The organism is Aequorivita sp. KMM 9714 (assembly GCF_011065475.1).
GTDB lineage: Bacteria > Bacteroidota > Bacteroidia > Flavobacteriales > Flavobacteriaceae > Aequorivita > Aequorivita sinensis.
The window spans coordinates 236,896-260,484 of record NZ_JAAGRO010000001.1 but is presented as its reverse complement, the minus strand read 5'-3'; the positions used below and the strand labels follow the sequence as shown (position 1 = coordinate 260,484).

At 34.7% G+C, this 23,589-nt stretch carries 19 protein-coding genes; 9 read left to right on the top strand and 10 right to left on the bottom strand.

The annotated features are described in order from the left end of the window. Positions 1-17: 17 nt before the first annotated feature. The 3 genes from G3A46_RS01180 (at position 18) to G3A46_RS01170 (ending at position 2,916) form a co-directional block, all read left to right on the top strand. Positions 18-1,151 carry an NAD(P) transhydrogenase subunit alpha gene (locus G3A46_RS01180; protein ID WP_165145138.1) on the top strand — a complete coding sequence of 378 codons (1,134 nt, stop codon included), beginning with the start codon at positions 18-20 and terminating at the stop codon, positions 1,149-1,151. A 3-nt stretch (positions 1,152-1,154) separates the two neighbouring features. Then, positions 1,155-1,463 carry an NAD(P) transhydrogenase subunit alpha gene (locus G3A46_RS01175; RefSeq protein WP_139854057.1) on the top strand — a complete coding sequence of 103 codons (309 nt, stop codon included), beginning with the start codon at positions 1,155-1,157 and terminating at the stop codon, positions 1,461-1,463. A gap of 64 nt (positions 1,464-1,527) precedes the next feature. Continuing rightward, positions 1,528-2,916 (top strand): NAD(P)(+) transhydrogenase (Re/Si-specific) subunit beta, encoded by a 1,389-nt coding sequence (locus tag G3A46_RS01170; RefSeq protein ID WP_165145135.1) that lies wholly within the window; start codon positions 1,528-1,530, stop codon positions 2,914-2,916. 95 nt (positions 2,917-3,011) lie between these two features. Here the strand turns inward: G3A46_RS01170 and G3A46_RS01165 are convergent, their stop codons facing one another. Both G3A46_RS01165 and G3A46_RS01160 read right to left on the bottom strand, forming a co-directional pair. Next, on the bottom strand, positions 3,012-3,953 hold the full coding sequence (locus G3A46_RS01165) for a putative sulfate exporter family transporter (RefSeq protein WP_165145132.1): 942 nt from the start codon (positions 3,951-3,953) through the stop codon (positions 3,012-3,014). A gap of 54 nt (positions 3,954-4,007) precedes the next feature. Continuing rightward, positions 4,008-5,114 carry a mechanosensitive ion channel family protein gene (locus G3A46_RS01160; RefSeq protein ID WP_165145129.1) on the bottom strand — a complete coding sequence of 369 codons (1,107 nt, stop codon included), beginning with the start codon at positions 5,112-5,114 and terminating at the stop codon, positions 4,008-4,010. Positions 5,115-5,379: 265 nt separating this feature from the next. Between G3A46_RS01160 and G3A46_RS01155 the strand changes: the two genes are divergently transcribed. Both G3A46_RS01155 and G3A46_RS01150 read left to right on the top strand, forming a co-directional pair. After that, on the top strand, positions 5,380-7,398 hold the full coding sequence (locus G3A46_RS01155; RefSeq protein ID WP_165147548.1) for a cation:proton antiporter: 2,019 nt from the start codon (positions 5,380-5,382) through the stop codon (positions 7,396-7,398). A 97-nt stretch (positions 7,399-7,495) separates the two neighbouring features. After that, positions 7,496-8,320, top strand: coding sequence for an SDR family oxidoreductase (locus G3A46_RS01150; RefSeq protein WP_165145126.1), 825 nt, complete (start codon positions 7,496-7,498; stop codon positions 8,318-8,320). A 211-nt stretch (positions 8,321-8,531) separates the two neighbouring features. On the opposite strand, the gene G3A46_RS01145 is transcribed toward G3A46_RS01150, so the two are convergent. Next, positions 8,532-9,278 carry an SDR family oxidoreductase gene (locus G3A46_RS01145; protein WP_165145123.1) on the bottom strand — a complete coding sequence of 249 codons (747 nt, stop codon included), beginning with the start codon at positions 9,276-9,278 and terminating at the stop codon, positions 8,532-8,534. A 287-nt stretch (positions 9,279-9,565) separates the two neighbouring features. On the opposite strand from G3A46_RS01145, the gene G3A46_RS01140 reads away from it, so the two are divergent. Then, positions 9,566-11,659: an amino acid carrier protein gene (locus tag G3A46_RS01140; protein WP_165145120.1), complete on the top strand. Its 2,094-nt coding sequence runs from the start codon at positions 9,566-9,568 to the stop codon at positions 11,657-11,659. 131 nt (positions 11,660-11,790) lie between these two features. Here G3A46_RS01140 and G3A46_RS01135 read toward each other — a convergent pair whose 3' ends face one another. The 5 genes from G3A46_RS01135 to G3A46_RS01115 all read right to left on the bottom strand — a co-directional run bounded on the left by G3A46_RS01135 (position 11,791) and on the right by G3A46_RS01115 (position 17,058). Further along, complete coding sequence (locus G3A46_RS01135; RefSeq protein WP_165145117.1) at positions 11,791-12,981, bottom strand: MFS transporter; 1,191 nt, start codon at positions 12,979-12,981, stop codon at positions 11,791-11,793. Between the two features lie 104 nt (positions 12,982-13,085). Further along, complete coding sequence (locus G3A46_RS01130) at positions 13,086-13,724, bottom strand: HdeD family acid-resistance protein (RefSeq protein WP_165145114.1); 639 nt, start codon at positions 13,722-13,724, stop codon at positions 13,086-13,088. 219 nt (positions 13,725-13,943) lie between these two features. Then, positions 13,944-15,335 (bottom strand): NAD(P)/FAD-dependent oxidoreductase, encoded by a 1,392-nt coding sequence (locus G3A46_RS01125; RefSeq protein WP_165145111.1) that lies wholly within the window; start codon positions 15,333-15,335, stop codon positions 13,944-13,946. 270 nt (positions 15,336-15,605) lie between these two features. Further along, positions 15,606-16,022 (bottom strand): DUF2141 domain-containing protein, encoded by a 417-nt coding sequence (locus G3A46_RS01120; protein WP_165145108.1) that lies wholly within the window; start codon positions 16,020-16,022, stop codon positions 15,606-15,608. 229 nt (positions 16,023-16,251) lie between these two features. After that, positions 16,252-17,058, bottom strand: a complete 807-nt coding sequence (locus G3A46_RS01115) for an META domain-containing protein (protein ID WP_165145105.1) — start codon at positions 17,056-17,058, stop codon at positions 16,252-16,254. Positions 17,059-17,477: 419 nt separating this feature from the next. Between G3A46_RS01115 and G3A46_RS01110 the strand changes: the two genes are divergently transcribed. The 3 genes from G3A46_RS01110 to G3A46_RS01100 all read left to right on the top strand — a co-directional run bounded on the left by G3A46_RS01110 (position 17,478) and on the right by G3A46_RS01100 (position 20,415). Further along, entirely contained in the window at positions 17,478-19,112 is a 1,635-nt protein-coding gene (locus tag G3A46_RS01110) for a serine hydrolase (protein WP_241836848.1), read from the top strand. Between the two features lie 88 nt (positions 19,113-19,200). Then, complete coding sequence (locus G3A46_RS01105) at positions 19,201-19,653, top strand: Na(+)-translocating NADH-quinone reductase subunit F (RefSeq protein WP_165145099.1); 453 nt, start codon at positions 19,201-19,203, stop codon at positions 19,651-19,653. A 183-nt stretch (positions 19,654-19,836) separates the two neighbouring features. Further along, positions 19,837-20,415 carry a GNAT family N-acetyltransferase gene (locus tag G3A46_RS01100; protein ID WP_165145096.1) on the top strand — a complete coding sequence of 193 codons (579 nt, stop codon included), beginning with the start codon at positions 19,837-19,839 and terminating at the stop codon, positions 20,413-20,415. 13 nt (positions 20,416-20,428) lie between these two features. On the opposite strand, the gene recO is transcribed toward G3A46_RS01100, so the two are convergent. Next, on the bottom strand, positions 20,429-21,148 hold the full coding sequence (recO, locus tag G3A46_RS01095; RefSeq protein ID WP_165145093.1) for a DNA repair protein RecO: 720 nt from the start codon (positions 21,146-21,148) through the stop codon (positions 20,429-20,431). Beyond that, the gene (locus G3A46_RS01090) at positions 21,148-23,445 is read right to left on the bottom strand and encodes a T9SS type A sorting domain-containing protein (protein WP_165145090.1); all 2,298 of its coding nucleotides are present in this window, start codon (positions 23,443-23,445) and stop codon (positions 21,148-21,150) included. The genes recO and G3A46_RS01090 overlap by 1 nt, the downstream gene beginning before the upstream one ends. Between the last annotated feature and the right edge of the window lie 144 nt (positions 23,446-23,589).

The window sequence follows — 23,589 nt, the reverse complement described above, 5'->3', positions numbered from 1 at the left end:
GAAAACTCAATTCACATATGAGCGAAAACACTCAAGCCAAAACTATAGGTATTTTAAAAACCCCTAATGATACCCGGGTTTGTTTATTGCCTAAAGAAGTAAAACGCCTAACGGCAGAGTTAAAATATAATGTTCTTTTTGAGTCAGGACTTGGCGACTCGCTTCAGATTAAAGATGAAGAATACGAACAAGCTGGAGCAACTAGTGCGAAGCGAGAAAGTATTTTCGAAAAGTCGGATACCATTATATCTATCAACCATACTTCTAGTGAAGTTGAAATAAAGGAAAATACTTGCTTTATCGGTATTTTTAATCCACTATTTTACGACACTAAATTTGAAAATTATAAAAATAACAAAGCAACAGTCTATAGTTTAGATTTATTGCCTCGTACTACCTTGGCGCAATCTATGGACGTGCTTTCGTCTATGGCTTCATTGGCCGGCTACAGAGCGGTTATAAAATCATCTGAAATTTACAATGGAGTTTTTCCAATGTTTACTACAGCAGCGGGAACACTTACTCCTGCTAAAGTATTAATTTTGGGTGCTGGAGTTGCAGGACTACAAGCTATTGCAACAGCGCGTCGTTTGGGTGCGGTAGTAGAAGCTTTTGATGTCCGCAAATCTGCAGGAGAAGAAGTACGAAGTCTTGGTGCAACTTTTATAGAAGTTGAAGGTTATACTGAATCCTCTAGTGCTGGTGGTTATGCTGTAGAACAGAGTGAAGAATATCAGAAAAAGCAAAAAGAGCTTATCCACAATCATATTCTTACTGCAAATATTGTAGTTAGTACTGCAAATATTCCTGGGAGAAAAGCACCTTTACTAATTGAAACTCGTTCAGTAGATGCAATGATGCCTGGAAGTGTAATAGTAGATCTTGCAGCAGAGCAAGGAGGTAACTGCGAACTTTCTAGAAACAAGGAAACAATTCAGCATAACGGTGTTACAATTATAGGGAATTCAAACCTATCTGCCGATATACCTGCAGCAGCTTCTAAGTTACTATCCAACAACTTTTTCTCTTTCTTAAAATATAAACAAAAAGCTGAAAATTCAGTAGATGATCCATTGTTATCAGGTTCTAAAATAATGGACAATGGAGAATGGACACACCCACATTTCATCAACAAATTCCAACCAGCCTAAATTATGGATTTCATCAACCAACACATTCAAGAAATTTATTTTGTTATTTTTTGTGTCTTTATTGGCATTGAAGTAATTTCAAATGTTCCTGCTATTTTACACACCCCACTTATGTCTGGTGCTAATGCTATTAGTGGAGTTATTTTAGTAGGAGCTATTATAGTAATGCTAAACGTGCCAGAAGACGATTACCTCAATCTCACTTTAGGAGGTATTGCAGTCTTTCTTGGAACATTAAATATTTCTGGGGGCTTCTTTGTAACCGGACGTATGCTTAAAATGTTTAGTCCTAAAAAAGAAAATAATAAATAGAAGGATTACTCTTAATCCTTAAATCTGATTTCTTTCCAACTAATTTCCAAATCTTAAAAAACCAATGCAAGCAATCATTGAAATAGGTTATTTATTAGCAACTCTTTCCTTCTTAGGTGGATTAAAATTTATGAGTTCTCCTAAAAATGCAAAAACCGGTAACCTTATAGCTGCCTCGGGGATGACCCTAGCTGTGGTAATCACATTTATTTCGGCTGTCACAGAAACTGTTCCATATACTAACTTAATAATATTGTTTTTAGCTATTGCTGTCGGAACTGTAGTAGGTAAAAGACTTTCAGATAAAGTAGAAATGACAGGTATGCCACAACTAGTATCGTTGTTTAATGCTACTGGGGGTGGGTGTGCTATGTTATTAGGTTTAGTGGAAGCCAACCAAATGGATGCTGCAACAGCCATATTAGGAAATAAAATCCTTCTTATTTCAGGGTTAGTAACAGGAGCTGTGGCTCTTACTGGTAGTATTATTGCCGAGCGTAAACTGGCAGGTAAAGTAAAAGACAAACGTACTAAGTTGGTAATATTTTCAGCAAGATTTCTTTTACTATTAATGTTCTTGCTTCCAGTGCTTTATTTTATCGGATTTATCCCTGTTGAATTTACTGTGTTTATGTACATCTTAGCTGTTATTGCAATGGTTTATGGTGTGCTTTTCGTTTTGCCAATTGGTGGTGCAGATATGCCGGTAGTTATATCACTTTTAAATAGTATTACAGGTATTGCAACAGCTTTCGCCGGATTTGTTTACGGCAATAAAGTGATGATTGCAGGTGGTATTTTTGTTGGAGCTGCAGGGATTTTACTTACATTGTTAATGTGTAAGGCGATGAACCGCTCTTTAATGAAAGTGCTTGCTGGGACTTTTAAAAAGAGCAAAGGAGGAGCTGCAGAAGAAGAGCAGGAAATTAAAGATATAAGTGTTTCAGAAACGGCATTAGCACTTTCGTTTGCTCAAAGAGTAGCAATCGTTCCGGGTTATGGTTTGGCTGTTGCTCAAGCCCAACACACCTGCGGGCAATTGCAACAGATGTTAGAAAAAAGAAATTGTGAAGTAGATTATATTATTCACCCAGTAGCAGGTAGAATGCCAGGGCATATGAATGTTTTACTTGCAGAAGCAAACGTTGAGTATTCTCGTTTAAAAGAAATGGATGAGGGTAACGAAAATATGTCACAATACGATATGGTTTTAGTTATTGGAGCTAACGATGTTGTAAACCCAGCTGCCGAAAATAATCCAGATAGCCCCGTTTACGGAATGCCAATTATACGAGCTCATGAAAGTAATCAAGTCGTGGTTATGAAACGAAGCATGGGGAAAGGTTATGCAGGAGTTCAAAACGATTTATTTGGACTTGACAATTGTAGTATTCTCTTTGGCGATGCGAAGGTTTCTTTACAAGAGATAATAAATCAGCTTAAATTAATTTAATACTACATATTAATTAAAAATAACTCTCTGCGTCTTTGCGATTTAAATAATTGCAAAGGCGCAGAGTCTTTTTATAAGACTTTTTGATGTTGAGGTTACAAGCTAAAGATTGCTAATAAAGCACTAACCGAAATAAAAACCCATAAGGTAAAGCCGAGTATCATAGGTTTCCATCCAGCAGACTTAATTTTATCTAAAGAAAGTCCGGCGCCAATTAAGAACAAGGTAAGTACTAATAGTGATTTTGAAATACCGGTGATACTAGTAGTAATTGTTTCAGGAATTGGTAAATAGCTATTCAATATAATAGCCAAGACGAATAAGAAGATAAAATAAGGAATTTTCACGCTCTTCCCTTTTCCTTTGAACAAATAAACCGATAGTAATGCAAGCGGAATAATCCAAAGTGCTCTAGCAAGTTTTACTGTTGTAGCCACTTTTAAGGCTTCATCCCCAAAAGCATAAGCAGCTCCTACAACAGAGCTTGTGTCGTGAATGGCAATAGCGCACCAAAGTCCGAATTGATGCTGGCTAAGGCCAAGCAAATGCCCTAAAGGAGGAAAAACGATTAAAGCAATAGAGTTTAATAAGAAAATCACTCCCAATGAAATAGAGATGTCTTTTTCTGAAGCATTTATTACAGGTGAAACCGCAGCAATTGCACTTCCACCACAGATTGCCGTACCTGAACTAATTAAGTGACTAGTTTTACGATTCATTTTTAAGAGCTTCCCCACTAAATAGCCAACAACTAAAGTGGCGATGATAGAGAAAACAGTCAATAAAAAACCGTCCTTTCCGGCAGCTAAAGTTTCTTTAAGGTTCATTCCAAACCCTAAACCGACTACGGCAATTTTTAAAAGCCAGTTAACTGCTTTGCTGTTTAATGTTAAAAAAGGATGGCCTAAAAAGTAAGAGAATAGAAATCCTCCAACCAAAGCTAATGGACTGCTTACATATCCTGAAATACAAAGCACCATAATAATTATAAAAGCAACTTTTACAATAGTCTTTGATTCGTTTTTATCTTTTTCCATTAACAGGTAAAATGAAATTTACATTTAACTTTCTGAAGTATGAAAATTGAACTTTTAACTCTCTGGTTTCTTGTTTTTAAACAATTCTTCATCTTTAAAAACAACGGTGGTATGTGGATAGGCGAGGTCTATACCTTCAACATCGAAACGTTTTTTTACTTGTTCCAGAATGTCACATCTTAAATTAAAGGAGTCGCTATAATTTCTAGCCCAGCACCAAGCACGAACAGACAAGGTGGAAGCGTTAATAGAAACTAATGCAGTACGTACAATAGGTTTTCCATCCAAAATATCTATTTCCGACCTATTGTCCAGAATTAATGGATGTGATTCACATACCTCTTGCATTATCTTTTTAGCTAGATCTAGGTCGCTTTCATAGGATATTTCAAACTCTATACGTTCACAGATTTTAAGATCGCCAATATCATAATTGATAATTTTTTCTTTATTTATGATTGCATTCGGAATAACAATCATTTTGTTTTCGAAGTTTCGAAGTACAGTGTGCCTTAATGTAATATCGGTAACTGTACCAACCATAGAATCGGTGATTTTTATTATATCGCCAATTCTAAACGGTTTAAACGAAATAATAAAAACTCCACCTACAAGGTTTGCCAAAGCTTCTTGCGAGGCTACACCTGCTATTAAAGCAATAACACCAGCACCACCCAGAGCAGTTTGTGCAACACCTTTTAAGGAAGGAAATGCTAATAAAGCAATTAATAAACCAAGTATATAAACGGAAAAAACTACCACATAACGTAGGAACTTGAATGCCGTCGGGTCTTCATTTTCGATAGTTTTTCGTTCTATAGCTCGTCTAAACCATAGGTTTACAGATGAAGCAGCAACAATGGTAATAACGGCTACAATTCCTATGTAAATTACTATTCTAAAATCGTCTTGAAGTTTTTTGTAAGCTTCCCCAAAAAACAAGAAAATTAAAGCCATTAAACCCAATACCAACCAAAGTGAATTTAAAATCCTTTTAATTAGATTTATAGCATTAGACTTCATTCCTGGAAATCTTTTCTGCTCGGCGATGATTACGCGTTTATGAAGAATCCCTGTTAAGAAACGCAATATAAAAACACCGATAATAACTATAACCGCGTAGATAAGTTGGATTTTATTCGCTTCAAAAAATTCAGTCATAACAATTCTATATTTTCAATTTATTACAAATACGTAATGTGTAATATGCAGATCACAAATTTATGCCTTTTATTGTTAGGGTTTGAATTCAATGAGGCAATAAGTAATTACTTAATTTTAATATTACTGCAAAACAAAGTTGAATAGTAACATAACTATTGCCATTCACAAAGTATATTTATTATTTTTACGATATACCTTAGGAGCGAATAATGCTGATTTAGAAAATTAGAGATTGCTTTTAGGAAAACAAAACCAACACCCTATGGATGCTATTCTCAACGAGCTTACGGAGCATTTTCAGCTGCCTCTTCACAATCCGGTATTGATATTTTCATTGGTGCTTTTTATTATTTTATTGGCACCCGTTTTATTAAACAGAATTAGAATCCCTGGAATTATCGGCTTGATTGTATCAGGGATTATCATTGGCCCTGAAGGTCTAAATCTATTAGAAGACAGTCTGTTTGTAGATGTATTTTCAACTATTGGGCTTTTATATATTATGTTTATTGCTGGATTGGAATTGGATTTAAACGAGTTTAAAGCCACCAAGAATAAAAGTATAATTTTTGGATTTCTCACCTTTTCAATTCCCCTTGCGCTTGGCTTTCCAGTATGTCATTACCTTTTAGGTTTCGATGTAAATGCTAGTTTGCTTACCGCAAGTATGTTTGCTACTCATACTTTAGTGACTTACCCAATTGTTAGTAAACTTGGAGTTTCTAAAAATATCGCAGTTGCCATTACTGTAGGCGGAACAATTTTAACAGATACTGCTGTGCTTATTTTACTAGCGGTAATTTTAGGTTCGCACACAGGCGGACTTACTCAAGAGTTCTGGATTAGATTGGGAGTCTCTCTTGTTTTGTTTTCAGCTTTTATGTTTCTTGTTATTCCTAGGATTGCAAAATGGTTTTTTAAAACTCTAGAAAGCGAAAAGCATTCGCATTATATCTTCGTGCTTTCAGTTGTTTTCTTTTCTGCCTTCTTAGCAGAACTTGCAGGGCTCGAATCTATTATTGGTGCCTTCGTAGCGGGATTAGCTCTTAACAAACTTATTCCGAATTCCTCCGCTTTGATGAACCGCATTGAGTTTATTGGTAACTCTCTTTTTATTCCTTTTTTCTTAATTAGCGTGGGGATGGTAGTAGATGTTAGTGTGATTTTAAGTGGACCTATGGCGCTTATTATTGCTGCAACCTTAACTGTAGTTGCTATTACTGGAAAGTGGATTGCAGCTTTTTTCACACAGCTTATTTTTAAATTTTCAAAAGGACAACGAAAACTGATTTTCGGATTAAGTAGTGCTCATGCTGCGGCTACTCTAGCTGTGATTTTAGTTGGGTTTAATGCCGGAATTCTTGATGCAAATATTCTTAACGGTACCGTACTTCTAATATTAATTACATGTATAGTTGCTTCCTTCGCAACTGAAAGCGCTGCAAAAATGGTTATCCGCGATGGAGATGATGAAGTCCCAGCAATTTCTGGAGCAAATAGCGAACAGATTCTAATACCTATCGCCAATATGACCAATATTGATAAGATTTTAGAATTTGCTGTTTTAATAAAGGACAAAAAATCTAGCCATCCACTTTCATTGTTAACTGTAGTGCCGAATACTACAGAAGCCGAAATAAAAATAGTAAAGGCGAAACAAGGACTTGAAAAGTTTATTGCAGAAACTACCGCTTCAGAAACAAATGTCACAATTAATGCTACTATCGATCATAATGCTGCCAGTGGAATTTCGAGAACCGCTAAAGAAATTACAGCCGATCTTATTTTATTAGGTTGGCCTCAGAAAACAGGGTTTTTAGATATTTTGATTGGAGATAAAGTTGAAAGTATATTAGAAAACACTGAAAAGACGCTATTTATATGTCAGTTTGCTGTGCCTTTGGTGGATCATAAAAGATTGTTTGTGGTAGTGCCGCCAAATGCTGAATTTGAAGAAGGTTTTGAATCTTGGGTTAATAAATTAATTAAACTTTCGGTTGAACTCTCTATTCCAATTAATCTAAACTGTACTGAAGATACACATCAAGAGATTTTAAATTTCGCAAAACGCAATAAAATTAATTTAGCTTTAAATTTCCATCTGTTTAGTAAGTGGGAAGATTTCCGTAAGTTGTTAGAACAAGTTAATCCTACAGATTTTATAATCTTAGTCTCTGCTAGAAGAGGATACGTTTCACATTTTGGTCAATTAGATAGATTACCTGCTAAGTTAGAAAGACGTTTTCCAGATTTAAGTAAAGTGGTAATTTATCCACGATAGAAACCCAATTTTCAGTTGTTACTTAGTGATTTATATCATTTCAAAGCAAAGTGATAAGTGTTAACTTTGAGGTTGTTGAAAATTTAATTTTAGATATATGGAAGCTATAAATAAGAAAAAAACAATAGTAATTACTGGTGGAGCAGGAGGGATTGGAACTGCTTGTGCAAAAGCATTGAAAGACCATAAATTAGTAATTACCGATTACTCCAATGATGCTGTTGATGAAGCAGTAAAAAGCCTCACAAAAGAAGGTTATGATGCGGTGGGGATAGCTTGTGATATTACGAAAAAAGATGATGTTGTAAAGTTGATGAAGTTCTCTCTTAATCACGGAGATTTTGGTGGAATAATCCATACAGCGGGAGTTAGCGGTAGCGGGCAAAAGCCTAAAAACGTATTCAATATAGACTTAGTAGGAACAGATATTGTTATAGACGAATTCTATAAAATAGCGACTAAAAATTCTGTGTTAGTATTGTTTTCATCTATTATGGGGCATACTATTCCGCCAAATGACGAGTATGATGCTGCTTTATTAAACCCTCAAAAGGAAGATTCATTTTCTACAGTGGCGAAATTTGTAAATGACGATGCCGATATGATGTATAATTTCGCCAAGCGAGGAGTATTGCTACTTCTTAAAGAGAATGCCTTTAGAATAGGGCAAAAAGGTGCGCGAATTGTCTCAGTATCGCCAGGAGTGATTATGACTCCTATGGGACTTAAAGCAGCGGAAGAACATGCAGACAGAATTAATAAAATGATAGAGGTAACACCACTTGGAAAAACAGGAACTCCAGAAGATATTGCTGAGGTTGTAAAATTCCTTATCAGTGACAAAGCAAACTTTATTACTGGTAGCGATATTTTAATAGATGGCGGAATTCTAACTTCTTTATTGAAGGAAGGGAAGGAATAACCTTCAGCATCTAAAATATCCTGAAACTAAAAAAACCACTTGCTTTGCAGGTGGTTTTTATTTTTCTTGAATTACTGTCGTTTGAAAGAGAAACCTCACAACAAACACAAGTTTTATCTCGTGATGTTGCCGGCTCTTTTACTTATTTTGGGGCTCCCCATCTATTTTTCCTTCTAAGTTGAATAATTCTTTTGTGTTCATATATTTTACTCTATCTCAATTTTATATCTCCACCATCTGCCATCAAGGTTTGGCCGGTCATATATTGACTGTCCTCACTCAATAAAAATGCGATAATTGGAGCTACATCTTTTTGAGGATCTCCAAAACGATGCATTGGGTTTTTACCAATAATCTCTTCGTACTGTTCTGGGAAAGCTTCTTTCCACTGTTTAACTCCATCGGTAAACGCAAGCGGGCATACTACATTTACTCTAATCCCATCTTCTGCCCATTCATTAGCGGCAACTCGAGATAAGCCTCTAATAGCTTCCTTTGCAGCAGCATAACTTCCTTGGTTTTTCTGCCCTAACAATCCTGCGCCAGAACCAAAGTTTACAATAGAACCTTTGTGTTTTTTAAGTTCAGGGTATGCGGCTTTCATGAAGTTTAAGGTGCCTTTTAAACCTGTATTCATAGATAAAGCCCAATCCTCTTCGGTAAGTTCTAAAAGTGGTTTTTGGCGAGAGGCATGAGCGTTATTTACCAAACTCGTAAGTTTTCCAAATTTAGAAACAGCTAATTCAACAGCTTCCTTTGCAATAGACTCTTTAGAGATATCTCCTTTTAAAAAGGCTATTTTCTCTGGGTTAGATGCTACTTTTTCTTTTCCTGCCTCTTCATTTAAATCTACAGCAACTACACTAGCACCTCTTTCTGTTAGTTCGGTGGTCATTGCACCTCCAATTCCTGCCGCTCCACCTGTTATGATTATTACTTTACCTTCTAAATTTTTCATATTATTTTATTATGGTCTTGAGAGTTCGAGTTTTTCTATTTCTCTCAAATATAACGAATAGGAGGGCGAAAGTTTCTCTAACCGAAGAATCTTAAATATTATTTAACAGACTATATTCTTTATTTAAACGAGTTAAAAGCAATTCAGAAATAAGAATTTTTATAGAGAAAAACACTTCATATATAAATAATGAATTTTGAGAAAGGGTGGGAATTTCTTGGGTAGACTTCTCTTTATCATTAAATTGCAAAATTCAACATTTTAAATCCAAAAAAGTCCAAAAATTGATGATTAGAGCACTATGTATTCTATTTCTTTCATTTATTCTAATGTCGAGCAGTTATGCCCAAAGCCAAACTGATGCCAATGGTAATTTGGAAATCAGTCTCGAACTAAACAACCCTTCCTCCGAAATAAATAACGGAACCGCTCAAATAAAAGTTAAAGGTGGTACGCCTCCTTATCAGTATAAATGGAGTAATAAAAACACTTCATTAATCTCGAAACGATCAAAGGGTTTAATTGAAGGAATGGATCATTCGGTAACGGTAACCGACTCTAAGGGAAATACAGCTTCGAAATCCTTTAAAATTCCAGCAGAATCAATCACCGAAATCTTTAACAGTAAAGTTCAGCCCGCAGTAGATTTTCTAGGAGCTATCCTTTTTTGGGATCCATTTGCGACCTTAGGAGTGTATGATCCTACAGTTTATATTTCTCACGAAAATATATCACCACCAGATACAGATATTGAGCAAAATAACTATTTAGTAAAAAAATGGTTAGTTGAAGATGGAGGTGAAGTAAAGAAAAATCAACAGCTTGCTATACTTGAAATTGATGGTGAGGAAACTATATTGCAAGCAAATTATAACGGAACCCTACATCAAATAGTAAAAGAAGGTACACTTATAACCCCGACTTCTTTAGCCTCTTCTGCGGAGGAGCTTACTGTGGGTAGGGTAGATTTTAAAAGTGAACAACATCTATTACATCCTAATGGGGACATAGTGACAAACACCATCCCATTTATTGTAATTTGGTTAATCTTCGGAAGTATATTTTTCACACTTCGTTTAAAGTTTATCAATATCCGAGGGTTTAAACATTCTATTGATTTAGCACGAGGGAAGTATGACGATCCTAATGCTCCAGGAAGTATTACGCATTTTCAGGCTATGGCTACTGCTGTTTCTGCAACTGTTGGTTTAGGGAATATCGCAGGTGTTGCTGTTGCTATTTCATTAGGAGGAGCTGGTGCTACCTTTTGGATGTTTATGGCTGGGTTCTTCGGGATGTCTATGAAGTTTGCCGAATGTGCTATGGGTGTGAAATATCGTGTTATCGACTCAGATGGACGTGTTTTTGGTGGGCCTATGAATTATTTGCGATATGGTCTTGAAAAGCGCAACCTTAAAGGTTTAGGAAAATTTCTAGCTGCGTTTTTTGCAATTTTAGGAGTTGGAGCTTCTTTTGGTGGTGGAAATATGCTACAATCAAACCAAGCATTTAAAATTGTTTCGGAGCAGATTCCAATCTTACAAGGGCAAGGTTTTTGGTTTGGCGTTGGATTCGCAATTCTTGTTGGAATTGTAATTATTGGAGGAATAAAAAGTATAGCCAAGGTTACAGAAAAGGTAGTGCCATTTATGGCTCTTCTTTATATAGTGGGGTGTTTAGTAGTAATTGGATCTAATATTGAAGGTCTAGGTGGAGCGTTTTTAGCGATTTTTGACGGTGCTTTTTCAGCCGATGCACTTAAAGGTGGATTTATAGGTGTGCTTATAGTTGGATTACAACGTGCAGCCTTTTCTAGTGAAGCAGGAGTTGGTTCTGCTGCCATTGCTCATAGTCCTGCAAAAACGAATCACCCTATCGCTGATGGTTTTACTTCTATTGTTGAACCATTTATCGACACTATGGTAGTTTGTACAATGACGGCCTTAGTATTAATCTTTACAGGGAAACATGAAGGAAATAGTGGGATGGGAGGTGTTGAACTTACAGCCGATGCTTTTGGAAGTGTGGTGTCTTGGTTCCCAGTAGTATTAGCAATTGCAGTTTTTCTATTTGCTTTCTCTACCATGGTTTCGTGGTCTTATTACGGAATGCGTTCTTGGACATATTTATTCGGAAGAAGTAAAAAAGGAGAGTTGCTTTACAAGTTTATGTATTTAGGTTTTGTTGTTCTAGGAGCTTCAGTAAGTCTTGGAGCGGTACTAAGTTTTGCCGATATGATGATTTTAGCAATGTCATTTCCAAACATAGCAGGATTGTACATTCTAGCTCCAGAGATTTATGCGGATATGAATAATTACCTAGACAAGTTGAAAAAGGGGAAGTTGTACCTCAATCCTAAGTTTGTTAAAAGCTCTTCTTAGGATTAAGAGAGGAGTTTTTAGTTAGGAGTGAGCAGGTCTTCAAATAAAATTGAAAACATCAAGATTGTTTTTGTTCAAAAAGTAAAGAGAAGCGGTCTTTTATCGGGCAATGCTAAACTGTGTGTAGGTTTTTATACCTTTTGAGCTTTTCCTGCTTGTAGTCCTGAAATTAGCTTGTAAATAGCGACTAATACTAATAGTCCTAATGAATACATCCATTCATTTGTAAAATCTTGAATTACTCCAATAAGAAAAGGTCCAATGGCTGCTAGAAAATACCCTATAGATTGCACCATCCCAGAAAGCTCTGCCGCTGTTTCGGAATCTGGAGCGCGTAAAACAATTAGAAGAAGTGCTAGACTGAAAGCACCCCCAAGAACAAACCCAAGTATAGAAACCCAAATGTAAATTGGAATAAAAGCAGGTAGCATTAATCCTATGAAGCTTATAATTTCGAATAAAATCAAAAATGCAACTACTGCACGTTGATCTTTGCGTGAGGCTGCCCATATTGGAATGATAAGTGCTCCGAGAATTCCAGTAGCTTGAGATAAGGAAAGCATCCAACCCCCAAATTCTGCATTGTAGCCGAAATCTATTAAAATACTTGGTAGCCAAGCTAACATCACGTAGAATGCAAAAGACTGTAGTCCCATATAAATTGCAATCTGCCATACTAGTCTAGAACTACTGAGTTTTTTCATAGCTTCTTTAAGACCTCTAGTCGGGGTGGTATTCTTTATTTTTTTAATCTGAGGAATCCATATAAAAAATGCCATAACAGCAAGTGCTGCCCATACCGAAAGTGAGCCCCGCCATCCAAGATTTAAGTCTTTTGCTAATGGAACACTCAATCCTGCAGCCAATCCTGCGCCTAAAGACATTGAAGCTGAGTGTAAACTCGTTACTAATCCTGCTTTATTTGGAAAGTTACTTTTTGTTATCGCTGGAATTAAAACGTTACCAAAGGCAATAGCAATTCCTAAAAGCATAGTTCCAAAATACAATGCAAAAACCCCACCACTTGAACGGATTAGTATCCCTAGTGTAAGAAGGACCATGGATGCTAGTAAGGTTCTTCCAAGACCGAATTTTTTAGTGAAAAAAGGCGTAATTGTAGATATAAAACCAAAAGCCAAAAGTGGCAATGTAGTTAATAAGCCTAATAAACTTTCTGTTAGGTTTAGGTCGCGGCCAATATCATCTATTAAGGGTCCAATACTAGAAAGTGCTGGACGAAGGTTGATTGCTAGGAAAAGTATTCCGAACAGTAACCAGATACGGGCGGTTTTAGACAATATGGATTTAGTGTTATTAGACATTGAAAAATGTGCAAAATTAGGCTATTCCTATGAATATTAACGTCGAAAAATGGCCTAAAATATTTTCAGAAATACGTCTAAAACCTCCCGAGAAATTCTTGATATTAACTATCCCATTCTTTGCGAATATCTTCCATTAGGATTGCATAACGATTTTTTAAATCGTCGGAAATTTCCTTAGTGGCCTTATGTATCTTTCTTAATTGGAATGCTAATAGAATGCTGAAAATTCCAGCAAATAGGAAGCTTAAAGCAACTAATACAACTACGCTTAATCCTGCAACAAGTGGATTCCAAATTAATAAGAAGGAAACAATTGCTCCTAAAATTCCAAAAACAAGTAATCCTCCCCAATTTTTACTACCATATTTCTTAAGGTCTAAAGCAAAGCTTATAGACGAAATAGAGCGGAAAAGAAGTAAAAAACCAATGTAAAATGCCAGTACTGTTATTGAAAGTGCTGGATGACTTAATAATGAAATTCCCACAATAAAAGTAATAATTCCAAAAGCTAAAGACCATCCCCAGTTGTCTAATCGGTCTCTGTTGGCAATAGAGAAAATAATTTCGGACAGTCCACTAAATAAAAATGATAGCGCAAAAAATATGGACAGCGTTAACATTGATCCTACAGGAGATGAAAACACTACTATACTTAGTATTACAAACAATAACCCAACAAATAATGGGATGTACCAATGTTTAATAGTATCCTTAATAGATTGTAAAAATGAAGTTTGCATGATTATAATTTTTGGTTAATTATTAATATTTTGATTGACTTTTCGTGGGTAATGAGTCGCATCCATCCAACTACAAAACAAAATTACGATTAGTTCGGTATTTTACGAACTAAAATAAATTAATCTATTGTTAAATATTTAAGGACAACCTTTTGTATAAAAAAAAACTACCCATTAAAATGTTTTAATGGGTAGTTCTGTTTATGAAATAAGAAAACTTTAAATGTTTTCTGGAATAGCCTCTTCCTCTTCAGGTTCGTATAAATAGCGTTCCTTACTGTCGTCAAGTTCATCCATCCAATCGGTATGATGTTCTGCAGCCATTGTTCCTGTAACCACACTTCTATATGTTTTATCACGATAGGTTAAGATGTTTTCTTCTTTGTCTTTCAACCAAGATTTAAACATTTCACCTACAGTATCTACATTAAAATCTGGATAGTCTGAAAGTGCTAACAAGTCTTTTATATAATCAGATTGGAAATCTACGTGATCGAAAGATGTTTCTAATTTGTCATTTCTTTCCAACCATTTATCCATATCTAATCTTCTTTCATTTTGCTCAGGAAGCTTATAAGTTCCCATCATAAAGTCGCGTGCAACCCATGCTTGAGCATCAAACATATTGAAAGTATAATACTGATCTTGCATTCCCAAGTAAATTAATTGAGGAAGCTTGTTAAAGAAAATCCCCTTGTAAAGGTGATCAGGATAAAGATTGTTTTTTGTTTTTAATCTAAGTTCATCTGGTAAAAATGGGAATTTGTGTTGGTATCCAGTACACATAATTACAGCGTCAAACTTTTCAGTAGTCCCATCTTTAAAGTAAGCAGTATCATCTTCGAAGTGCGTTACGAGTGGAAGTTCTTTTATCCCTTCTGGCCATGCAACCCCAATAGGGTTACTTCTGTAGCTAAGTGTAACCGATTTTGCTCCGTGTTTATGGCATTGTACTCCAATATCTTCAGCGGAATAACTACTACCAATCAATAGTAAATTTTGATCCTTAAACTGATCTGCACCTCTAAAATCGTGAGCGTGTATTACTGTTCCAGGGAAGTTTTCTATTCCTTTAAAGTAAGGCATATTAGGAGTAGAGAAATGTCCAGATGCAACAATTAGATAATCAAATTCTTCTGAATAAGTTTTATCAATTTTTAAGTCGTCGAGAACAAGGGTAAACTTCTTTGTTTTTTCGTCATAACTTACCCAACGCGCTGTAGTATCAAAACGAATGTATTCGCGGGCTTTACTTTTTTTAATTCTTCCTTGAATATAATCGAATAAAACCGGTCTTGGTGGATATGATGAAATAGGCTTTTTGAAATGCTCATCAAACGAATAATCAGAAAACTCTAGGCATTCTTTAGGTCCATTAGACCATAAATATTTATACATACTTCCGTGGATTGGCTCGCCATATTTACCAACACCAGTTCTCCAAGTGTAATTCCACATTCCTCCCCAGTTGCTCTGCTTTTCAAAACATACTATCTCTGGAATTTCTTCGCCTTTGTTTTGTAATGCTTCAAAAGCTCTAAGTTGAGCTAAACCACTCGGTCCAGCACCAATAATACCAACTCTTTTCTTGTTCGTGCGTTTCTTATTCATAAAATAATATAGTTATATCAAGCATGCTACTTTAAGTAACTGCTTAATGTTAATAATCGATTGTGAAAACGTTGCGATTGGCAACTAGAAAGTCTAATTATTAGACTTAAAATAAGAGGTAGTTAGCTAAAGAATATGCAAAAAAGAACCTCTTAATATGATAATTTTAAAACACAATGGCGCGAATATACCATTTTATTGTGTAATTAACAATGTTTGGTTTGTAGGGTATTGGTTTTAAGAGAGTTGCGGTTGTAAAATGGTGATATCTTAATTCAACAGAGATATTTTAACCGATTTATCTGAATTCAATTCAAATTGGCAATCTTCAAAAGTAGGGGCAGAAAACTTCGGCCTAATGTTGTTTGAGAAGGCATAAGGTTCTTTGGGGATACCGAAAAAGTTTTGGTTGCAAATTTTATCATCGTTAAGATCTTGAAACAGTGAAATTGCATACGTCCCTTTTGGAATATTATTTATAGTAATAGTTTCCGAGCTATTATTTACATCAATGGAAATACTTTTATAAGCTTGACCTTTTTCTAGAAATCGATCGCCATTGTTAAAAAGACCTATTTCAATAGTGCCGTTTACTTCTTTAATATTATCAACGGTTAAAGTAAGCGTATAAGTATCGGTTTGTGGTTGAGAAATTAAAAAGTAGAAAAATATAAGTAAGTAATTCATATTGGTGTTTTAGTTGAAATCATACACTAAGTTGTTGATTATCAAATTCAAATACTAAATATAATAAATAGTATGAAATAGAAGAAATTAAAAAATATTGATGGAAAACCTTAATCTTAAAAATCGTTAGTTTTCCATCAATTTGATTTATTTTCTGTAATGAATATACTGAAAAAGCGTCAATTAAAATCACTTTTGTAATTCAGCATAATGAGAAGACGATTAAAATTTAGTTGAAATAAACGGCCTCAAAGACGGCTAGAGGAGCTCTTCTTCCAAAATTTAATGTAAGCGTATCTCCATCGATTGTATAATTATCTACTATTTGGAAGATTTTCAGAAAATCAGCCTCATTAATATCAACATCTGGACAAGCCATCATTGTAGATCCCATATTAGAAAAACGAATTCTATTTCCTTCTTCTAGCTTATAAGACCCTAAGATTGTGTTACAACCTGCAAATCCAGTTACTCGGTTGTCATCAGTTTTTAACATGAAGAATATCTCTTTTACTTGGTTTTTAACCATCTTAATATCCTTTCCTTCTAGCTTTTTCAATTTCCAATATTTCTCTACAATAGGTTCTGCATAATTTTTAGCTTTTTTAAATACAGCTAAAGGTGCTCTTTTGCCTACATTTAATTCCAATCTATCTCCATTAATTGTATAATTATCGGCTAGGTTAAAAATCTCTAAAAAGTCATTTTCATTAATAGCGCCTTCAGGACAAGCCATTCTTGTTGCACCTAAAGCTGAAAATCTAATTCTATTTCCTTCTTCTAGATTATAAATCCCAAAAAAACTGTTACAACCAGAGAAACCATTAATGCGGTTTTCTTCAGTGTCTAATGTAAAACTTATCTCTTTTCCGTTTTGAAAAGCATCAACTTTTTGCCCTTCCAGTGTTTGAAGAACCCATTTGGTATTTGTGATTTCTACTTGGTCGTTATTAGCTGACATACTTTTGTTTTGATTTACACCGCAACTGAACAATGTTAGTGCGGCAAATGCAATGGTAAATAATTGAAATTTCATAATTTATAAATTTTTTGGAAAACTACCTTTTAAAATTCACATGGATACTTATCAAAATCCTAAACTAATGTGAAGATTATGGTAATCTGTGGACGTGCATTTCATAAAGCGAGCCATAAACTTGAAATGCGTTAGAAACTGAAGATTTTATGATAAGTTTCACTTTTTACAGTTAACATAAAATATAGATTATTAATGAAATGTTAAGTAATAAAAGTGACTTCATAACATAAATTTTGGTTAGGGTTTTAAATAAATTAATCTTAAAAATAATGTTTTTATAGATGTGGATGCGCTATAAGTCGTTAAATATCAAATATTTTGTTCTTAAAATACTGTTGATTTCGTTTTTCATTTTAGAAACCCATATGCAATTTTAATACCCTTATGTGGGAATTTACTAGGGTTCGACTTAGAAAATGACAAAGAAATTAAGGAAAGATTACCTACTTTTAAGCTTTAATTTCAAAATATCATTTTATATGAATCCAATTGCCATTAAGACTTCTCTTCTTTTTATTTTCTTATTGTCTTTTAATCTTTCTGTAACCTCACAAGAATTGAGTAGTTCTCAAATTGATAGTTTGGTTAATAAAACTATGAAAACTTTTGACGTTCCAGGTATGGCTGTAGCGGTACTAAAGGATGGAAAAATCTATCATAAAAACACTTATGGAGTACGTTCACTAAAAACGAACGAAAAGGTTAACGAAAACACACTTTTTGGAGTTGCTTCAAATACTAAAGCATTTACAACTGCTGCGCTTGCTCAATTAATAGATCAAGGGAAATTGGAATGGGATACAAAAGTAACTGATATTATCCCAGAGTTTAAATTACACGACTCCTACGTAACGGCCGAATTTACAGTACGCGATTTGGTGACGCACAGAAGTGGTCTAGGTTTAGGCGCAGGTGATTTAATGGTTTTTCCAGCAAAAAATACCACCACTATGGATGAAATGATTCATAACCTGAGGTATTTAAAACCAGTATCTTCTTTCCGTTCAAAATATGATTATGACAACCTTTTATACATTGTAGCGGGGGAGATTGTAGCACGAGTTTCTAAAAGGGATTTTGATACTTATATAGAAGATAACTTCTTTAAGCCATTAGGGATGAATCGCTCCTTGCTTTCAATTCCTGAAATTGATGCAGATAATAACCGTATAGACGGACACGCTCCAGTAGATGGAAAATTAGAAATAACAGGTTACACTTTTACGCAAATAGCTACGCCTGCAGCTGGAATCTACGCTTCTATTAACGATATGAGCAAATGGGTTCAAGCGCAAATAAACGAAGGAAAATACGGCGAAAAACTTCAAGACAGCCTATTTAGCAAAAAGATGCATCGTGAAATGTGGACGCCACAAACTTTAGTTAGAAGAGGGAGAGGACATTATAACACCCATTTTTCAGCTTATGGTTTAGGTTGGTTTTTAAGTGATGAAAATGGCTATTTTCAATCTACACACACAGGTGGTTTATTAGGAATCGTTAGTCAAGTTACCATAATTCCAGAATTAGAATTGGGGATTATTGTACTTACCAATCAACAAAGTGGCGCTGCTTTTTCAGCAATTACTAATTCTATTAAAGACGGATATTTTGGAATAAAAGGCGAAGACAGAATTAAGGACTACAACGAACGCCGATTAAAAGGAGAGCGTGCTGAGGATAGCATTAATGCTCAAATAGCATCAGATTTAAAAATTCAATTAAAAAGTAAAGCACCAAAACCAGACCCTTCTAATATTTTAGGGACATATAAAGACCCGTGGTTTGGGAAAGTGGAAATCAGCAATAAAAATGGAAAAATTCGTTTTAAAGCTGAAAAGGCAATAGACCTAGTTGGTTCTATGACTTTTTATAAGGGAACTACTTATATAGTGCGTTGGGACGACACCTCACTTAAAGCAGATGCCTTTGTGAATTTTAACCTTGATACCGAAGGGAAAGCCAATGGTTTTAAAATGAGTCCAATTTCACCATTAACTGATTTTAGTTATAACTATCAAGATTTAGATTTTCACAGAGTAAACAAATAAAACTGCTGTAAACTGTAAAAAAAAGAACCAATATTTTTGAAGGGTTTTTTAAATTGCTTAATTTCATAGTGTTGTAAATTAGGTGATTATGAAATTAACCAAAAGATTGGATGATGCTTTAGATAAGCTTTATACTGCTTTTCATAATGGCACTTTAAACGCTGAGTGTTGCAAGAGTTGTGCTGTTGGCACTATTTGTAACAATACTGATAGTTGGAAGCATTTAAGCGATTATCACGGTTCGTTGCAGTTAAACTATGTAGGTTTGGTGCATCAAAGGCTAGGAAGAAGATTCTTTGGATATACACCATTAGAGCTCTTAAGAATAGAAAAAGAATTTCTTAAAGGCTGTGGTTATGTATTGCCATTACATTACAAAAACGCTAAACCTGAATTTACTACTTCTAAAGAAACACTTTTTAAAGGACTGTGTGCTGCGGTAAATTTATTATGCAGTCTTGATAATGTAGAAAACGTTATGGAATTTTATCCAGTTTTTGAAGTTCAAGACGACCATCATCTCATACTCGCTCACGAATAACCACTTTACTTAGTGCTTCTATTTTTGAAGGAATTAAATACTCTTTTAAAGTGAGCGTGTGCTCCTTCTAAGACTTTTTATCTATTAAAATCCTTTAGAAAAATTAGGTCTTAAGAAATTGTTATTCTTTTGAAAACCGTAAAGAGTTTGACTTACTTTGGCGGTTAAAAATTTATTTTTAATATGAATAATGTGGAGACTCTAAATATTCGAGCAGCCAAACCTGAAGATTTTAAAGACGTTGTACCCTTAATGGTTCAAGCAATGGAAGAATTAGCTTGTGCTTTCGCTAATACTAATAAGGTTGAAGATACTTACGAATTGTTTGCACATTTCTTTCAGAAAAAAGAAAATCAATACAGTTTCGATCATACTCTTGTTTATGAAGAAGACGGTGTGGTAATGGGTTCTATTACAACATATGACGGGAAATTACTACCAATATATAGAAAACCATTTATGGAATATATAGCAGAAAAGTATGGTGTGAATGACTTAGTGATAGAAGATGAAACCGCCCCTGGGGAAGTATATATCGATACAGTAAGTGTTTCTCCAAATTACCAAGGAAAAGGAATTGGTAAAAAACTAATTGCTGCTGCAATGGATGAAGCAAGAGTAGAAGGTCATGAAAAAATAGGACTTCTAGTAGATTTCAATAATCCAAATGCAAAGAAGTTGTATTTAAAACTAGGCTTTCAAAGTGTTGGAAGAAAGCAGCTTGGCGATGGCGATTACGAACATCTTCAGCTTAAATTATAATCAATAATAAGCCTTAATTAAATAACTGGTTTAATATAGCCAGGGATTTTGGTTTGTGATAACCTTGCACGTGGAAGCTATAGTAGGTTAAGATTAATTCTAACACTAGTTTTCTATCGTCTTTGGTAAGTTTAATGTCATTTAAATTTTTAGCATTTACACTGAAAAACTTTTTAAAGCTTTCAACTTGTGGCCCCTCAAAACAAATGTTTTCAAAATCTGTTGTTTGGAAAAGACCTGCTTCAATGTTGAAATATTTTCCTTCTATTCTAGAGGTGTCAGGATAAAAGCCTAAATACATACTTAATTTTAGTAGGAAGTAAATATGGAAGTTGGCAACTTCATCATTCTGATCGAGCCATATAAACGAGTTTTCTAGAAAAGAATAAAGTTCCTCGTTAACTTCCTCTTCACGAATACAGTTTTTAAGCATTTCAGATAAAAACATCACGAGACTAGACTTCACTATATCTGTGTGTAATGTTTGATATGGATAAAATACTTTGGCATCCTTGATATATTCTAAGGTGCCTTTATTTTTGTGGTCTGCTATTATTTCTAATTGAGTAAGAGGCTGAAAGAATGAAGTTCTTAATTTCCCTTTTTTCGACTTAAGAATGTTGCGTAACAGATAGGTTTTAATGCCTGCTGCTTCAGTATAACATACAGCAATTAAATCGGCTTCAGAATATTTTATAGCTGAAAATACAATGGCTTTTGTAGCGACAACCATTATCGAATTATCATTATTTTAGAAACTTTAGTTTCGGCATAATCGTCTGTAGTTACTAATACAAAATACACTCCAGATCTCACTTTGTATTTTCCAAAGGCAGTGGTATCCCAAAGAATGCTTCCTCCTTCAGAAGTTTGTTCGAATACAAGGCTTCCGTTAATATCTGTAATTTTAACATTAGCTCCAGCTGTAAGTCCATCTATAGTAACATTTCCATTGAACCCTGGGCGTACAGGATTCGGAAAGGCGCGTAACTTATCTAAGTTTTCACTTGGCGCAGTTGCACTTCCTTTGTAGGCTAATAATCCTTGAGAAGTTGCAAAGTAAACAACTCCGCTATTAGGATCGATGGCTATATCTTGAACGTTATTTGTTGGTAATGGTGAATTATCCTTGTTAAATCGCAATAAGGTTTCTTGTCCATTTGGAGAAAGATAAAACACTCCTGAAGTGGCAGTTGAAATCCATTTATTATTTGATCCGTCAACTTCAATATCTGTTATGGATTGTTCGTAAAGCAATTCTTGAGGAACTCCGTTTTCTAAAATAATTATAGCTTGAGACTGTGGAATTGATCCTTCATCAAAAAAGCTTCCTGGACTGTATAGCACTCTAAGTCCTTTTAATGTGCCAATCCATAATCTGTTTTGGCTATCTAAAGCTAATGCTCTAACGCTAAGGTTGGGTAAATTTCCAGAGCCTGTACCCTCGCCAATTTTGTTGAATTTATTTGTTGATGGATTGTAACCAACCATCCCACTGCCATAAGTTCCGAAGAAAATGTTGTTAGATCGATCAACAACTAATTTTGTCATTGCAAAATCAGATACAGGATTGATAATACTTGAAATATCTATTTTTTGAAATTGTCCTCCAGAAGATAGTTTTACAAGCGCATCATCTGTTCTACTTTGCAAAAACCAAAGGTTACCTTGACGATCATAGTCTGACCCATATATTCTTATCCCCGCGTCACTTCCATTTAGTATGGCTTTGTCTAGAGGGCTGTTATTTTCGTTGTATAATATTGATGGTGCGCCTTCAACCATTTTAAGCAAACCAAATTGAAAACTACTCATAAATACCTCGTTGGGGTCTTGTGGATTTATAGTTACGTTTATCAAATCTGTTGGTTCACCATTTACAGCAGTGCTTAATTCTTCATAAGAAGTATTAATCCAAATGGAATCTTTAAGCTGACTAACACCATATCTAGACAATGGGTATGGGTTGAAGTGTACCGTAACATCTCCAAAAGTTACCCAAAGTTGATTTTCACTTGCATCTAATGCAAAAGGTCTATTTCTTATAGGGCCATTTGGTAATACTTGCGTAGCTTGATTATTTCCTATTGGCACTATAAGTAATCCGTCTTCTGTGGTTCCTAAGTAAACATTGTTTCCAAAAACGAGACCGGATTGAAGTTTTAAATCAAAATCAATAACGTTGTTTACCATTGCTTCTTCAATAAAACCATCGGAAAAAGCTTGAACGGAATTACTTGTTGTTATGGTAAGCAAGTTATCTGCTTTTCGAAAACTTTGAATGGAAGTACTGAAATTACGTACTGTTGTAGTCCCGCCTTGAGGAGTAACTTTTAAAACAGCATTTGAAGAGTTGGCGGCATAAATGCTTGAACCCAAAGTTTCTATTGCTTTAAATCCACCGCCAACAATAGTAGTCCACTGTCTGTAATCTATTAAATCGTCGTTATCAACTAATGCTCTTTTTATACCATCGGTAGATGAAGCAGCATAAATATAAGGCTCTTGAATAGTGGTTTGTATAATATCAATTTGGGCGCCCAAATCTCCAATAAAATAAGTATCTCCAAATTCTAAACGCGAAAGGTCATACACTGAAACGCCATATTGAGTAGATAAATAGAGCTGACCATTGTGTTCTCGAATGTTATTAATTCGTTTTTTATTAGGAGGAATAGATTGTTTTTCAACTATATCTACCACTTTTAATACATTCTGATCGTCTTTTTTTACGATTTCAATAAGTCCATTTTCATATCCAATAATCAACAAGTCGAAATCATCGCTGTAGTGAATTGTAGATATAGAATTCCCTGAAAGACCATTTATTGATGAAATAGTTTTTAATTCTTGTGTATTAAGATTGTAGGTAAATACAGCATTTTCAGCACCAACAAAAATAGTATTATCGCCTTGGGAAATATCTTTTACTGAAACATAAGAAAAATGACCAGTCCATTGGTCTTCATAGTTCTGAGCAGTTGCCAGAATGGGAAATAACAATAGGAAAGCAATAGCCCACCACTTCATAAAATAGGTTTTGTATATTAACTTGCTAAAATACCATTTATTGCAGTATCAAAATAAATACAAGTATAAAGTTTTCTCAAACTTTTAAAATTGGGCATTCAGAAAATATAGACAAATTAGCCATTATTCAAATTTTGTAACTAT

Coding starts and splice junctions, on each gene's coding strand:
- G3A46_RS01090 (WP_165145090.1), bottom strand. CDS start 23,445: ATGAAGTGGTGGGCTATTGCTTTCCTATTGTTATTTCCCATTCTGGCA.
- G3A46_RS01110 (WP_241836848.1), top strand. CDS start 17,478: ATGACAAAGAAATTAAGGAAAGATTACCTACTTTTAAGCTTTAATTTC.
- G3A46_RS01155 (WP_165147548.1), top strand. CDS start 5,380: ATGGATGCTATTCTCAACGAGCTTACGGAGCATTTTCAGCTGCCTCTT.
- G3A46_RS01175 (WP_139854057.1), top strand. CDS start 1,155: ATGGATTTCATCAACCAACACATTCAAGAAATTTATTTTGTTATTTTT.
- G3A46_RS01130 (WP_165145114.1), bottom strand. CDS start 13,724: ATGCAAACTTCATTTTTACAATCTATTAAGGATACTATTAAACATTGG.
- G3A46_RS01145 (WP_165145123.1), bottom strand. CDS start 9,278: ATGAAAAATTTAGAAGGTAAAGTAATAATCATAACAGGTGGAGCGGCA.
- G3A46_RS01105 (WP_165145099.1), top strand. CDS start 19,201: ATGAAATTAACCAAAAGATTGGATGATGCTTTAGATAAGCTTTATACT.
- G3A46_RS01120 (WP_165145108.1), bottom strand. CDS start 16,022: ATGAATTACTTACTTATATTTTTCTACTTTTTAATTTCTCAACCACAA.
- G3A46_RS01160 (WP_165145129.1), bottom strand. CDS start 5,114: ATGACTGAATTTTTTGAAGCGAATAAAATCCAACTTATCTACGCGGTT.
- G3A46_RS01150 (WP_165145126.1), top strand. CDS start 7,496: ATGGAAGCTATAAATAAGAAAAAAACAATAGTAATTACTGGTGGAGCA.
- G3A46_RS01135 (WP_165145117.1), bottom strand. CDS start 12,981: ATGTCTAATAACACTAAATCCATATTGTCTAAAACCGCCCGTATCTGG.
- G3A46_RS01125 (WP_165145111.1), bottom strand. CDS start 15,335: ATGAATAAGAAACGCACGAACAAGAAAAGAGTTGGTATTATTGGTGCT.
- G3A46_RS01115 (WP_165145105.1), bottom strand. CDS start 17,058: ATGAAATTTCAATTATTTACCATTGCATTTGCCGCACTAACATTGTTC.
- G3A46_RS01100 (WP_165145096.1), top strand. CDS start 19,837: ATGAATAATGTGGAGACTCTAAATATTCGAGCAGCCAAACCTGAAGAT.
- G3A46_RS01180 (WP_165145138.1), top strand. CDS start 18: ATGAGCGAAAACACTCAAGCCAAAACTATAGGTATTTTAAAAACCCCT.
- G3A46_RS01165 (WP_165145132.1), bottom strand. CDS start 3,953: ATGGAAAAAGATAAAAACGAATCAAAGACTATTGTAAAAGTTGCTTTT.
- recO (WP_165145093.1), bottom strand. CDS start 21,148: ATGGTTGTCGCTACAAAAGCCATTGTATTTTCAGCTATAAAATATTCT.
- G3A46_RS01170 (WP_165145135.1), top strand. CDS start 1,528: ATGCAAGCAATCATTGAAATAGGTTATTTATTAGCAACTCTTTCCTTC.
- G3A46_RS01140 (WP_165145120.1), top strand. CDS start 9,566: ATGATTAGAGCACTATGTATTCTATTTCTTTCATTTATTCTAATGTCG.